Origin of the sequence: Streptomyces sp. RFCAC02 (genome assembly GCF_004193175.1) — a bacterium.
Taxonomy (GTDB): Bacteria; Actinomycetota; Actinomycetes; order Streptomycetales; family Streptomycetaceae; genus Streptomyces.
Map to the genome: position 1 here is coordinate 2,085,622 of NZ_SAUH01000001.1, position 13,087 is coordinate 2,098,708.

17 protein-coding genes and 1 tRNA gene are annotated in these 13,087 nt (G+C 71.1%); 12 read left to right on the forward strand and 6 right to left on the reverse strand.

Features of this window, described 5'->3' with window-relative positions:
* Positions 1-120: 120 nt before the first annotated feature.
* A complete protein-coding gene (locus tag EMA09_RS09450; RefSeq protein ID WP_129840622.1) occupies positions 121-378 on the reverse strand; it encodes a hypothetical protein in 258 nt (85 codons plus the stop codon).
* A 129-nt stretch (positions 379-507) separates the two neighbouring features.
* Between EMA09_RS09450 and EMA09_RS09455 the strand changes: the two genes are divergently transcribed.
* The 9 genes from EMA09_RS09455 to EMA09_RS09500 all read left to right on the forward strand — a co-directional run bounded on the left by EMA09_RS09455 (position 508) and on the right by EMA09_RS09500 (position 6,369).
* Positions 508-1,344: a helix-turn-helix transcriptional regulator gene (locus EMA09_RS09455; protein ID WP_129840623.1), complete on the forward strand. Its 837-nt coding sequence runs from the start codon at positions 508-510 to the stop codon at positions 1,342-1,344.
* Complete coding sequence (locus EMA09_RS09460) at positions 1,341-1,544, forward strand: DUF397 domain-containing protein (protein ID WP_346655819.1); 204 nt, start codon at positions 1,341-1,343, stop codon at positions 1,542-1,544. Before EMA09_RS09455 ends, EMA09_RS09460 begins: the two co-directional genes overlap by 4 nt.
* Positions 1,545-1,602: 58 nt before the next feature.
* Complete coding sequence (locus EMA09_RS09465; RefSeq protein ID WP_129840624.1) at positions 1,603-1,881, forward strand: type II toxin-antitoxin system prevent-host-death family antitoxin; 279 nt, start codon at positions 1,603-1,605, stop codon at positions 1,879-1,881.
* Between the two features lie 191 nt (positions 1,882-2,072).
* Positions 2,073-2,486 carry a phage holin family protein gene (locus tag EMA09_RS09475; RefSeq protein WP_129840625.1) on the forward strand — a complete coding sequence of 138 codons (414 nt, stop codon included), beginning with the start codon at positions 2,073-2,075 and terminating at the stop codon, positions 2,484-2,486.
* A complete protein-coding gene (locus EMA09_RS09480) occupies positions 2,447-2,638 on the forward strand; it encodes a DUF3618 domain-containing protein (RefSeq protein WP_129840626.1) in 192 nt (63 codons plus the stop codon). Before EMA09_RS09475 ends, EMA09_RS09480 begins: the two co-directional genes overlap by 40 nt.
* A gap of 71 nt (positions 2,639-2,709) precedes the next feature.
* Entirely contained in the window at positions 2,710-3,915 is a 1,206-nt protein-coding gene (locus EMA09_RS09485; RefSeq protein WP_129840627.1) for a low temperature requirement protein A, read from the forward strand.
* A 24-nt stretch (positions 3,916-3,939) separates the two neighbouring features.
* Entirely contained in the window at positions 3,940-4,728 is a 789-nt protein-coding gene (locus tag EMA09_RS09490; protein WP_129840628.1) for a phosphatase, read from the forward strand.
* Positions 4,729-4,912: 184 nt separating this feature from the next.
* A complete protein-coding gene (locus EMA09_RS09495) occupies positions 4,913-5,392 on the forward strand; it encodes a hypothetical protein (RefSeq protein ID WP_129840629.1) in 480 nt (159 codons plus the stop codon).
* Positions 5,389-6,369: a hypothetical protein gene (locus EMA09_RS09500; protein WP_129840630.1), complete on the forward strand. Its 981-nt coding sequence runs from the start codon at positions 5,389-5,391 to the stop codon at positions 6,367-6,369. The genes EMA09_RS09495 and EMA09_RS09500 overlap by 4 nt, the downstream gene beginning before the upstream one ends.
* Positions 6,370-6,437: 68 nt before the next feature.
* On the opposite strand, the gene EMA09_RS09505 is transcribed toward EMA09_RS09500, so the two are convergent.
* From EMA09_RS09505 to EMA09_RS09515, 3 genes are all read right to left on the reverse strand, one after another.
* The gene (locus EMA09_RS09505) at positions 6,438-7,328 is read right to left on the reverse strand and encodes an acyl-CoA thioesterase II (RefSeq protein WP_129840631.1); all 891 of its coding nucleotides are present in this window, start codon (positions 7,326-7,328) and stop codon (positions 6,438-6,440) included.
* Between the two features lie 107 nt (positions 7,329-7,435).
* Positions 7,436-7,509: transfer RNA gene (locus EMA09_RS09510), tRNA-Met, on the reverse strand.
* 59 nt (positions 7,510-7,568) lie between these two features.
* Positions 7,569-7,991 (reverse strand): Fur family transcriptional regulator, encoded by a 423-nt coding sequence (locus tag EMA09_RS09515; protein WP_129840632.1) that lies wholly within the window; start codon positions 7,989-7,991, stop codon positions 7,569-7,571.
* A 185-nt stretch (positions 7,992-8,176) separates the two neighbouring features.
* Between EMA09_RS09515 and EMA09_RS09520 the strand changes: the two genes are divergently transcribed.
* Positions 8,177-9,628, forward strand: a complete 1,452-nt coding sequence (locus EMA09_RS09520) for a catalase (protein WP_129843939.1) — start codon at positions 8,177-8,179, stop codon at positions 9,626-9,628.
* A 120-nt stretch (positions 9,629-9,748) separates the two neighbouring features.
* Here EMA09_RS09520 and hisN read toward each other — a convergent pair whose 3' ends face one another.
* Complete coding sequence (hisN, locus tag EMA09_RS09525) at positions 9,749-10,543, reverse strand: histidinol-phosphatase (protein WP_129840633.1); 795 nt, start codon at positions 10,541-10,543, stop codon at positions 9,749-9,751.
* A 299-nt stretch (positions 10,544-10,842) separates the two neighbouring features.
* On the opposite strand from hisN, the gene EMA09_RS09530 reads away from it, so the two are divergent.
* A complete protein-coding gene (locus tag EMA09_RS09530) occupies positions 10,843-11,046 on the forward strand; it encodes a hypothetical protein (RefSeq protein WP_129840634.1) in 204 nt (67 codons plus the stop codon).
* Between the two features lie 5 nt (positions 11,047-11,051).
* Positions 11,052-12,029, forward strand: coding sequence for a beta-lactamase family protein (locus tag EMA09_RS09535; protein WP_240796327.1), 978 nt, complete (start codon positions 11,052-11,054; stop codon positions 12,027-12,029).
* A gap of 28 nt (positions 12,030-12,057) precedes the next feature.
* Here the strand turns inward: EMA09_RS09535 and rsgA are convergent, their stop codons facing one another.
* Positions 12,058-13,077 (reverse strand): ribosome small subunit-dependent GTPase A, encoded by a 1,020-nt coding sequence (gene rsgA, locus EMA09_RS09540; RefSeq protein WP_129840636.1) that lies wholly within the window; start codon positions 13,075-13,077, stop codon positions 12,058-12,060.
* Positions 13,078-13,087 lie beyond the last annotated feature (10 nt).

Genomic DNA, 13,087 nt, shown 5'->3' on the forward strand with positions numbered 1-13,087 from the left:
CGCCCGGACCAACACCGCCGACCGGCCGTTTCATCCCACCGCAACACTCCCCGGTGACGCGGGCAACCGAACGCCGGGGCACCGGGCGCCGCTCGTACGCCCGGCGCGCCCCGGCTCACCTCACCCGATCTCGCCCGTCTTGACCGCCCCCGCGACCCGCAGGACGGCGGCCAGCTCCAGCGCGGTCTCCAGGTTGCACCGGCCCAGCTCGATGAGCGGCCGCGTGGAGAACCGGGAGGTGGCGGACACCAGGTCGACGCCGAGTGACGGCAGCGCCAGATCGACGCCCTTGAGCGCGGCGCTCAGCTCGTCCACGGCCAGGAGGGCCGCGTCGTACGCCTCGGTGGAGGGCTTGCGCCCGATCGCTCCGCTGTTCATGGAGGGAGGATCCCCTTCTCTCGTACCGGTGCGGAATGACTTTCCGCACTCACAGCGTGACCGTGCGCGGCTAGACTCCGCCAGAGGGTTCGACCCAGCAGACTCCCTGCGGCGAAGGAGCGTTGGCCATTGGTTCGCCCGAAAGACCTCGACGCCTTCTCGTCACCCCGCGCCTTCTACGGCGCCGAACTGCGCCGCCTCCGCGAACAGGCGGGGCTGTCGCAGCACGAACTGGGCCTTCAGGTGTTCTGCTCCGGCACGTACATCGGGCAGTTCGAGACGGCGGTACGACGTCCCCAGATGGACACGTCAAAGCAGTTCGACGACCTCTTCGAAAGCGGCAAGCACATGCAACGCCTCTGCCGCCTGGCACTCGAGGCGGAGCCACACGCCGACTACTTCCTAGTGGTCGCGGAACTACAGGAGACGGCGCTGACCATGCGGCAGTACTCGCCGATGGTCGTACCAGGATTGCTCCAGACCCTTCCCTACGCGCGCGGGCTGATGAGCGCCGGAATGCCGCTCGCTACCCCGGAGGAGATCAACAGGCTGGCCTCCGGCCGAATCGGACGGCAAAGACGGCTTGACTCCCCGACAGGGCCAGAGCTGTGGTCCATCGTGCACGAGGCAGCTCTCCGCACCCCGGTCGGTGGCAACAACGTGATGGTTGAGCAGCTTCAGCACCTCATCGATGTCAGCCAACGCAACCGCCGGGTCACCCTGCAGGTCGTCCCTTTCTCCGAGGGTCCGTTCCCGCTGGTGTCCCAGAACCTGATCCTCATGACCTTCGAGGGCGCACCACCAGCGGCTTACACGGAGACGACCCACACGGGCCACGTGATCGATTCGCCAGCCATAATCGCCCAGTTCAGCAAGGACTACGATTACGCCCGGGCCACCGCCCTCTCTCCCAAGGCATCGCGGGATTTCATGGAGTCGATCGTGAAGGACTACGAACGCGCGTGATCAAGGACTCCGACCTGAAGACCGCCTCGTGGCGGACGTCTTCCTACTCGAACGAGACTGGTGGCGACTGCGTCGAGGTCGCGTTCAACGTCGCCGGGCTTCACCCCGTGCGCGACACCAAGAACCGCGCCGGGGCCGTCCTCACCTTCACCACTCCCGCTTGGACCTCGTTCCTCGGCCACGTTTCCGACCATCGCTGAGAAGCGGAGGCCCTGAGCACCCTCGCCGCGCAGTGTTCGGGACGCTACGGTTCGTAGCATGAGCGTGGAACCCGATCTGCCTGACCGCGTGGACGAAGCCGACCTGCCTGCCGTGCTCGGCCCTGTGTTGACGCGCTCGGCCGCGGGCGGGGTGACGGTGATCACCCGGCACGGCAAGCCGATCGCCGCCGTGGTGTCCATGGAGGACTACGAAGCCGCGGAGGAGGAGGTTGATCGGCGATTCGCCGCCCGGGAGCGCCCCGTGGACGACGGGACGCGTGTCTCCCTGGAGGACCTGCTCGCCGAGCACACCAAGGACGGGGCGAATACCGCGTGATCTACGAGATCAACCGGCAGCGGGTGAACATCACCGTGGTCGAAGTGGCGCACCGTCGCGACGCCTACCGCTGACAGCGCACTCCGCCCCCAGGGGCCTCCATCAGTTGATCCGCCCGTTTCGGACCCCCGAGGGCTGGTTACTCGCCGGGCGCATGGCCCGAAGAGCACCTGAGTCCCTGGAGGTCTGACATGTCGCGGTACTCGCCCACGCGGGACCCGTCGGTCGGCGAGTTGCTGTCCGACGTCACGTCCGACGTCGAGACGCTGTTCCGTCAGGAAACGGCGCTGGCCAAGGCCGAGATCCGCGAGGAGGCCACCAAGGCCGGCACGTCCGCCGGCATGTTCGGCGGCGCCGGTTTCGCGGGCTACCTGGTGGTGGTCTTCGTCTCGCTGGCCGGCATGTTCGCCCTCGCCCATGTCATGGACGAGGTGTGGGCGGCGCTGATCGTGGCGGCGTTCTGGGCCGTGGTCGGCCTCGTGCTGTTCACGAAGGGCCGGGCGCGCATGCGCAGCTTCTCCCCGGCTCCGACGAAGACCGTCGACACACTGAAGGAGGACGCGCAATGGGCACGTCATCCCACCGGTCGGACTCCGACCGGCTGAAGGCCGAGATCACGGCCACCCGGGAACGGCTCGGCCGTGACCTCGGCAGGCTCGCCGACAAGGTGAACCCCGCCTCCGTCGCCCGCCGGCGCGGTGACCGCGTACGGGGCTCCGCGGGCCGCCTGGTCCAGCGGGTCACCCGCCGCGCCTGAGCCACCCCGGCGTCCCCGGCCGGCCGGCTTCCCGCCGGCCGGCCGCCGCACTCCCGCCCCACGGGGGCCGCATGGCCGCGCACCACCCCTGGCACCGCCCGATGGCGGCCCGCGACACGGCCGAGGAGAACCGGACCTCCACACCGCTGGAGCTGTTCTTCGACCTCTGCTTCGTCGTCGCCGTCGCCCAGGTGTCCACCGAACTGCACCACTTCCTCGCCGACGACCACCTCACCACCGCCCTCACCGGTTTCCTGACCTGCTTCTTCGCGATCTGGTGGGCCTGGATGGGGTTCACCTGGTTCGCCTCCGCCTACGACACGGACGACGTGCCGTACCGGCTGGCCGCGCTCGTGACGATCACCGGCGCGCTCATCCTGGCGGCGGGCGTACGGCGGGCGTACGGGGACGGCGACTTCGCGGGAATCGTCGTCGGCTACACGGTCATGCGGCTGGCCGCCATCTCGCTGTGGCTGCGGGCCGCCCACGGCGACGCGGCGGGACGCTCGACGGCCCTCCGGTTCGCGGGCGGCCTCGTCGTCGTGCAGGCCCTGTGGGCGGTCTGGCTGATCGTGCCGGCCGACGCGCAACTGCCCGTCTTCCCCCTGCTCGCCGCCCTCGACCTGAGCGTCCCCCTGCTGAGTGAACGCCGCAGCCACACACCGTGGCACGCGGAGCACATCGCCGAACGCTACGGGCTGTTCACCATGATCGTGCTCGGCGAATCCATCCTGTCCGCCACTACGGCCGTCCGCAGGGCCATCGACGCTGAGGAGGCCACCGGTGACCTCTACGTCCTGGCGGGCGGCGGCCTGCTGACCGTCTTCTCCATGTGGTGGCTCTACTTCGCCAAACCCGCCGCCCGGATCCTGACCTCCACCCGCACGGGCTTCATCTGGGGGTACGGCCACTACCTGATCTTCGGTGCGGCCGCAGCCGTGGGAGCCGGACTGGCCGTCAACGTGGACCACGTGACCCACCACGCCCACATACCCAACACAACCGCTGCGGCGACCCTCACGGTGCCCGTCGCCATCTACCTGGTCACGCTGTGGGCGCTGCACTTGCGCCCGCACCATGTCGCGCAGGGGTTGGGCGTGGGCGCGCGCTTCCCCGTGGCCGCGCTGCTCGTACTCGCCGGTACGTTCACCGCGATGCCGGTCCTCGTCACCGGAGCGGTGACGGCGGCGCTCGCGGCCGCCGGGATCGTCACCGCGCACCGGGCCACGGCCCGTGAAAGGGGAGGTCACAGCTCGGCGACGCCCCCGCCGGAATGACGATCCCCGGGCGATACTGACCGTATGCCGACCACGCCCGTACCCACTCGTTCGGAATTGATCGAACACCTGGTTCTGACACGGATCGCGGGCGACGTCGCCACCCCCCGGGAGAACAACCTCTCCCACTACCGCGAACTCGCCAACGGCAACGCCTACTTCTGGCTCGGCCTCGAACTCGGCGACCGCTGGACCGACGAGCAGGACGTCCTCGCCGTCATGGCCGAGCGCTGCGGCGTCAACGAGGACCCCGAGCACCGCCACGGGCAGGACACCATCGACCCGGCCCTCACCGTGGACGCCCTGGACCGCACGGCCGCGCTCCTGCGCAAGGCGGCCGACGAGCGCCGCCGCGTCCTCGTCGCCACGGGCCACCCCGGCGGCCTGCTCGGCGTGCACGCCGCCACCGCCGCCGCGCTGGAGGCCGCCGGCTGCGACATGGTGGGCGTGCCCCTCGGGCTCACGGCCGACGAGGGCGTCGTCGCGCAGCTCGCCGGCGTGGCGATGTACGAGCGGGGCGCGTCGCTGTGGCACACGCACTCGCCGCGCCCGATGGCGGAGATCCTGACGGCCCTCCCGCTGGAGGGCGAGGAGCTGCCCGACCTCGTGATCGCCGACCACGGCTGGGCCGGCTGCGCGGCCCAGGCGGGCATCGAGACGATCGGCTACGCCGACTCCAACGACCCCGCTCTCTTCCTGGGCGAGGCCGAGGGCACCCTCACCCTCTGCGTCCCCCTGGACGACCACGTGGCGAACCCGCGCTTCTACGAACCGATGACGGCCTACCTCCTCCACGCAGCCGGCCTGACCTGAGCCGCCCAACGACGGGCATCCGCCAGCTTCCGATTCCGATGCGCACCACATCCCACTACCGGGCTGACACGTATCGACATGATCACATAGAGTGCTGGCGTCACCCGGATGCCCCTGGAGCCACATGCCCCCCGCCCCGCCCTTCGATCCGGTCACACAGTGCCCGCCGCCCGGCCGTTTCCCCATGACCTGGGATGAGGCCGAAGGTGCTTTCGTCCGGGCAGACATCTATCGGGGCTCGGCCACGCGGCCGGGTCTCTGGCATGAGTTGTGCACACACCGGGCATTGATCGAGTGTGTGTTCGGTTCAGTGAGCCGCATCTGGCTGGCTGGCAGTTTCGTGAGCGGGAAGCATGACCCCGGCGACATCGACCTGACCTACCTGATCGCCCCGGAAGCGTACGGAGCGGTCACTGAACCGGACGATCTCGCGGACCTGGCCAATCTCGGCGATCGGGAGTGGTGCGTGAAGCACGGCATGCGCATCGATGCCTACATACTGCGCCTGCCCGCGACCAAGGAGTTCCAGGACCTCGGAGTGCTCGGGGCCATGGCCCCGCAGGACAGTGAAGTATTCGAAGCGCTCGGCCTCTACGATGAGATCTGGCAGAGACATCGCGACAGCCCGAGTCGGCGCAGAGGCTACGTGGAGGTGGCGCTATGAGCTCCCCCCACGAACTGCCCGACATCACGGACCCGCAAGCCATGCGTTCCTGGCTCGCGGCGCGGCGGGCCAATCCGACGGGCGGGCCTGCTCCCCGGTCCCTGTCCGAGCTCAGGTCGGCACAGCTGCGCAAACTGGCACGCTCGCTCTCCGGGGGATCAGCGGAGCATGCCCCGGGCCACCCCGTGCTGCGTTTCTCTCTCGACGGCGAAGGCGTCCGTGCCCATCAGGTGGAGTCCGCTCTGCTGGGGGACTGGCTGCGCGCACTGCAGAACGCCGTCCAGTCGATCGCGTACGCCTTGGACGAGCTGCGTCCGACTCGTGAGTTCGGCCCCATCCCGAAGGAGATCCAGAGAAAGACCCGGCTGTTCTCCGGCGCGGTGTTCGCCTCCTCCTACGGCATGGTCCTGGCGAGTGGCCCGGAACAGGGCCAGGCCGAGATCCCCGGCGTGGACGGCGACACGGTCCTCGACCGGGCCATGCACAGAATCCTTGATGTGGCCGACCGCGCGAGCATCGGGGACGGCGCGGAAGACGCGGTACTTGAATCCGCTCTGCCCCTGGGCCGCCGTGCGATGAAGCATCTGTCCGAACTGTCCGACGTGCTCGCCTCCCACGGCACGAACGCCACGCTCAACTGGGAGACCGGCGCGAGTTCACGCAGGTCCACCTTCACTTCGCGCAGCGCCGAACGTTGTCGGACGGTCCTCAGCAGCGCGCATATGGAAGACGCCACCGATCGCCTGACCGGTACCGTCGTGGGCGGAAGCAAGCTGCGCGGTTCCATCGAGATCGAAGCGGAGGGATCGGTCATCGTCATCCGTGCACCCAAGCACGAGGTGACCTCCCTGCTCGCCGCACACGCGGAACGGCGCGTGACAGCCGACGTACACGTCCTCACCGCTCGTTCGGCAGGTGGGCGGGAGCATCGCAGCTATCTCCTGCTGGACCTCTCCCCCCACGACTCCGCCGGGTAGGAACGCGAGGCGCGCGCCCCGGCGGAGGCGGCCGACGGGCCGGCTCCGCCTCCGGCCCGCCGGCGGGGTCAGCCCAGGGAGCGTGGGACCCGCATCAGGCCCTCCTGCATCACGGACACGGCGAGCCGTCCGTCGCGGGTGAAGATCCGGCCGTGGGCCAGGCCGCGGCCGCCCTGTGACGTCGGCGAGTCCGTGTCGTACAGCAGCCACTCGTCCGCGCGGAACGGGCGGTGGAACCACATCGCGTGGTCCAGGCTCGCCCCCACGATGTCCCCGGTCATCCAGCCGCCCCGGCCGTGGGCGAGCAGGACGGAGTCCAGCAGGTTCATGTCCGACACGTAGGTGCCGAGGACCAGGTGCGTGACGGGGGTGTCGTGCTCGGCGGGCAGCTTCCCGTCGAGGCGGAACCACACCTGTGACCGCGCCTCCCTGGGCGTGCCCGGCGTCGCGAACGGCGGGTCGGCGACGTACCGCAGGTCGATCGCCTTGCGGGCCTCCAGCAGCAGGTCCACGACGCCCGGGTCCCAGAACCGGTCGGCGTAGCGGGGCAGCAGTTCCTCGGCCGTCGGCAGCCCCTCCGGGTCCGGCGCCTCGGGCATCTCCACCTGGTGGTCGAGGCCGTCCTCGGCCTGCTGGAACGACGCGGACAGGTGGAAGATCGCCTGCCCGTGCTGCACGGCCACGACCCGGCGCGTCGTGAACGAGCGGCCGTCGCGGATGCGGTCCACGGTGTAGACGATGGGCGCGCCCGGGTCGCCCGGCCGCAGGAAGTACGAGTGCAGGGAGTGCGGGAGCCGCTCCTCGGGGACGGTGCGGCAGGCCGCGACGAGGGACTGCGCGGCGACCTGCCCGCCGAAGACCCGGGGGATCACGGACGCGTGGCTCGCGCCCCGGAAGATGTCGACCTCGATGCGTTCGAGATCGAGCAGGTCGAGAAGGTACTGGAGAGTAGCGTCCATGGGATGATTCTGCCCTCCCCGGACGAACCGCCGCACCGGCGGCCCCCTGGACACGGGCAGCACGAAGGCCCTGATCCGGAAACCGGATCAGGGCCTTCGTCTTCGAGTAGCGGGGACAGGATTTGAACCTGCGACCTCTGGGTTATGAGCCCAGCGAGCTACCGAGCTGCTCCACCCCGCGTCGTTGTGTCTCAACCATAGCCCGCGCCTCGCCGTCGGTGCAAATCGGGTCGGCGGCCCTCACGCCTCCGCGGCGCACGACGGGCAGCGGCCGTAGTACGTGACGGTGACGTCGGAGACGGTGAAGCCGAATCGTTCCCCCTCGGGGAGGGACGCCATCGGGTCACTCGTGAGGTGGACGTCACGCATGGTGCCGCAGGCCGAGCACACGAGGTGCTGGTGGGGCTGGTGGGCGTTGGGGTCGTACCGCTTGGCGCGGCCGCCCTCGGTCGTGACCTCGATGATCTCGCCGAGCGCCACCAGCTCGCCGAGCGTGTTGTAGACGGACGCCCGGGAGATCTCCGGGAGCCGCCGGACGGCCCGCGCGTGGACCTCGTCCGCCGTGAAATGGATGTGCTCGCCGTCCAGCACCTCGGCGATGACCCGCCGCTGGGCGGTCAGCCGCCAGCCGCGTTCCCGCAGTCGCTCAAGGAGGTCACTCATGTCGTCCACCCTAGCCGTGACGTCCGGTTTGCCCAATGACCCGGTACGATTCCAGCAGTCGTCTTGACTTAGATATTGTCCAATATAGGATCGGTTTCACGCGACGGCCACCCGCGATGGTCCGGCCGGCCGGCGCACGAGACCTGTAAGAGCTTGAAGGGCGTGACAGGTAAATGACCGACCAGATCGCAGCGGGCCCGCTCACCACCGAGTCGGGTGCCCCCGTCGCGGACAACCAGCAGAGCCAGACCGCAGGACCGGGCGGCCCGGTGCTGATCCAGGACCAGCTCCTGATCGAGAAGCTCGCCCGCTTCAACCGGGAGCGCATCCCGGAGCGCGTCGTGCACGCGCGGGGCGCCGGCGCGTACGGCACCTTCACCGTCACCGCCGACGTCACGCCGTACACGCGGGCGAAGTTCCTCTCGGCGGTCGGCAAGGAGACCGAGGTCTTCCTGCGCTTCTCCACGGTCGCGGGCAACCTCGGCGCCGCCGACGCGGTGCGCGACCCGCGCGGCTTCGCGCTGAAGTTCTACACCGAGGAGGGCAACTACGACCTCGTCGGCAACAACACGCCCGTCTTCTTCATCCGTGACGCCATCAAGTTCCCGGACTTCATCCACACCCAGAAGCGCGACCCGTACACGGGCTCGCAGGAGGCGGACAACGTCTGGGACTTCTGGAGCCTGTCGCCGGAGTCGGTGCACCAGGTGACGTGGCTGTTCGGTGACCGCGGCATCCCCGCGACCTACCGCCACATGGACGGCTTCGGCTCCCACACCTTCCAGTGGACGAACGAGGCCGGCGAGGCGTTCTGGGTCAAGTACCACTTCAAGACGGACCAGGGCATCAAGAACCTGCCGGCCGACCAGGCCGAGGTCCTGGCGGGCAAGGACCCCGACAGCCACCAGCGCGACCTGCGCGAGGCCATCGAGCGCGGCGAGTTCCCGAGCTGGACGGTGCAGGTCCAGATCATGCCGGCGGCGGACGCGGCCACGTACCGGTTCAACCCGTTCGACCTCACCAAGGTGTGGCCGCACGCGGACTACCCGCCGATCACCATCGGCAAGCTGGAGCTGAACCGCAACCCGGAGAACGTCTTCGCCGAGGTCGAGCAGTCGATCTTCTCCCCGCACCACTTCGTGCCGGGCATCGGCCCCTCGCCCGACAAGATGCTCCAGGGCCGCCTCTTCGCGTACGGCGACGCCCACCGCTACCGCGTCGGCATCAACGCCGACCACCTGCCGGTGAACCGCCCGCACGCCACCGAGGCCCGCACCCACGGCCGTGACGGCTTCATGTACGACGGCCGGCACGGCGGCGCGAAGAACTACGAGCCCAACAGCTTCGGCGGCCCGGTGCAGACCGACCGCCCGCTGTGGGAGTCCGTCCCCGTCCAGGGCGGCACGGGCGACCACCCGACGCCGCTGCACGCCGAGGACAACGACTTCGTCCAGGCGGGCAACCTGTACCGCCTCATGACGGAGGACGAGAAGGAGCGTCTGATCGCGAACCTGGCCGGCAGCATCGCCCAGGTCTCCCGTGAGGACATCGCCGAGCGGGCCATCGAGAACTTCCGCAAGGCGGACGAGGACTACGGCAAGCGGCTCCAGGTCGCGGTCCAGGCCCTCCGCGGCTGAGCCCACGCCCACCCCGGCGGGGGCCGCCGAGCGCGGCTTGCCGTAAAGCCCGGGGCGGCCGGTGTCACACGTGATGGTGACACCGGCCGCCCCGGGCCTGTTCGTTGTGCGCGGCCCGCGTCAGGTGCCGAGGTGGCGCAGCACCTCGTCGTGGAGCAGTCCGTTGGACGCCACGGCGTCGGCGCCGAACGGCCCGTCCACACCGTCGAGGCCGGTGAAGCGGCCGCCCGCCTCCTGCACGACGATCGACGGCGCCGCCATGTCCCACAGCGACAGTTCGGGTTCCGCGCACGCGTCGACGGCGCCCTCGGCGACCATCATGTACGACCAGAAGTCGCCGTAGGCCCGCGTCCGCCAGCAGGCGCGCGTCAGGTCGAGGAAGGCGCCGAGCCGGTTGCGTTCCTGCCATCCGCTGAGGGACGAGTACGAGAAGGACGCGTCGTCCAGCTTGGCCACGCGCGACACCTGGAGCCGGGTCGCGGAGGAGAGGCTGCGTCCCGTGTAGGCGCCGGCGCCGGTCTCGGCCCACCAGCGGCGGCCGAGCGCGGGGGCGGAGACGATGCCGACGACCGGCCGGTCACCGGCCTCGCCGCGCTCGACGAGGGCGATGAGGGTCGCCCACACGGGGACGCCGCGCACGTAGTTCTTGGTGCCGTCGATCGGGTCGATGATCCAGCGGCGCGGGCCGGTGCCCTCGCTGCCGAACTCCTCCCCCAGCACCGCGTCCCGGGGGCGTGCCCGGTGCAGCGCGGAGCGGATCAACTCCTCGGCGGCCCGGTCGGCCTCGGTGACCGGCGTCAGGTCCGGCTTGGTCTCGACCTTGAGGTCGAGGGCCTTGAAGCGCTCCATGGTCGCGGCGTCGGCGGCGTCGGCGAGGACATGGGCGAGGCGCAGATCATCGTGGTACTCGGGCATGCCCCCCAGTATCCCGGCAGCGCCGCCGGACGCGCGGCACCACCCGTCCCGCCGTTCGACGGATCATCCGATCGTCGGTATTTCACGGGCGATCCGGTGTCCCCGATGGCTGGGATCCGCCGGACGCGTGAGGAGGCCACCCCGGGCGCCCTGGCCGTGATGGCGGGCAACGCCGTTCCCGTGCATCATGTCCGGCCCGGACCTGCGCGCCTCCCTGACCGCGGACCCCCGCTCCATCACGATCGCCTCCACCGCCTCCCCCTCGACCAGCAGGCCCGCGGTCAGCCAGAGTTGACCGCATGGATGTCCGACAGTCGACCCGGGCCGCCGCATCGGTGGCCGACGACGATCCGCTGGTGGGGCCGGCCGGCGTGGCGCGGCTCAGGGCCGAGACGGAGCACGCCGGAGCCGTCCCGGTACGCCGGACATGTCGCCTGGGCGTCACCGAGCAGGCCGTCCACAAGAAGCACGGTGCGCGGCGGCCGTTCGGCGGCCGGTCGTGACGCCGGTGCGCCACGGCGATGAACGGCTCGCCGCGCGGCTCGGGACGCTGCTGGGTCCGCGGCATCCGGTCGCCGCCGCGGCCGTCGTCACCCCCCGGGGCACCACGACGGCCGGCCTCGGCGCCCCTCTCGACGCCGACTTCGAGATCGGCTCGATATCCAAGGGCATCACCGGGCTGCTGTACGCCGAAGCGCTGGCACGCGGCGAGATCGGTGCGGAATCGACACTCGGGGACCTGCTCCCGCTCGGCGACGCCCCGGCCGCCGGAGTGACGCTGCGCTCCCTGAGCACCCACCGGTCGGGCCTGCCGAGGCTCCCCAAGTCCGCCCACCCGTGGCGGCGCGCCTTCGCCCTGTGGCGGCACGGCACGAACCCCTACGGCGAGAGCCTCGGGCAACTCCTCGACCAGGCCAGGACCGTTCCCCTGGGCGAGCCGCGCCCCCGCTACTCCAACCTCGGGTTCGAACTGCTCGGTCACGCCCTCGCCCGCGCCGCCGGCACGACCTACGCCGAACTGCTCGACCGCCGCCTGACCACTCCGCTCGGCATCGACCGCCTCCACGTCCCCGCGACGGCCGACGGGCTCGCCCCCGGCGCGCTGCCCGGCCGCAGCCGGCGGGGCCGACCCAGGCAGCCGTGGACCGGTGAGGCGCTCGGTCCCGCGGGCGGCGTCCGGGCCTCCATCACCGGCATGGCCCGTCTCACGGCCGCCCTGCTCGACGGCACGGCCCCGGGGACCGCCGCGCTCGACCCGGTCGCCCCGTTCGGCAGGGGCGCCGGGATCGGTGCCGCCTGGATCACCCTGTCCGTGCGCGGCCGGCCGGTCACCTGGCACAACGGCGGCACGGGCGGCTTCCGTTCCTGGCTGGGGCTCGACCGCGCGGCGGGCACGGGGGCGGTCGTCCTCTCGGCCACCGCGGCACCGGTGGACCGCCCCGGCTTCGCCCTCCTCGCCGAGCACCGCGACGACGGCGCCCGGTGACCCGGCTCACGGCCGGCCGCGCCGCCGGTCAGTCGCCCTCGCGGCGTTCGCGCGTGGACAGCAGGCGGCGCAGCGAGTGCAGGCGCGCCGGATCCGCGTGACCGTCGGCCACCCAGGCGTCGAGCGCGCAGTCCGGCTCGTCGTGGCTGCACGCGCGCGGGCACTCCGCCGTCCCCGGTTCGAGGTCGGGGAAGGCGTGGATCACCCGTGACGGGTCCACGTGGTGCAGGCCGAACGACCGGACCCCCGGCGTGTCGATGACCCAGCCCGGCATCCCCGGCAGCGGCAGCGCCAGCGCCGACACCGTCGTGTGGCGGCCCCGGCCCGTCACCGCGTTCACCTCGCCGGTGGCGCGCCGCCGCTCCGGGACCAGCGCGTTCACCAGGGTCGTCTTCCCGACGCCGCTGTGCCCGACGAACGCCGTCGTACGGCCGGCGAGCAGCTCCCGCACCCGCGCGACGGCCGTCGTGGCCTCGCCGCCCGTGTCGAACTCCTCGGCGCTCGTCACCACGTGCCGGATGCCCAGGGGCGCGTACGTGTCCAGCAGCGTGGCGGGCGGCGCCAGGTCCGCCTTCGTGAGGATCAGCAGCGGGTCGAGCCCCGCGTCGTACGCCGCGACGAGACAGCGGTCGATCAGCCGTGGCCTCGGCTCCGGGTCGGCGAGGGCCGTCACGATGGCGAGCTGGTCGGCGTTGGCGACGACCACGCGCTCGAACGGGTCGTCGTCGTCGGCCGTGCGGCGCAGCGCCGACGACCGCTCCTCCACGCGCACGACGCGCGCCAGCGTGTCCTTGCGGCCCGACAGGTCCCCGACGACCGCCACCCGGTCCCCGACGACGACGCTCTTGCGCCCCAGTTCGCGGGCCTTCATCGCGGTGACCGTGCGGTCGTCCACGAGGCAGGTGACCCGCCCCCGGTCCACGGTCAGGACGAGGCCGGCCTCCGCGTCCTCGTGCGCGGGCCGGCGCTGTGTGCGCGGCCTGCTGCCCCGGCGGCTGGGGCGGACGCGGATGTCGTCCTCGTCGGGGTTCTTGCCGTAGCGGCGCATCGCGGCCCGC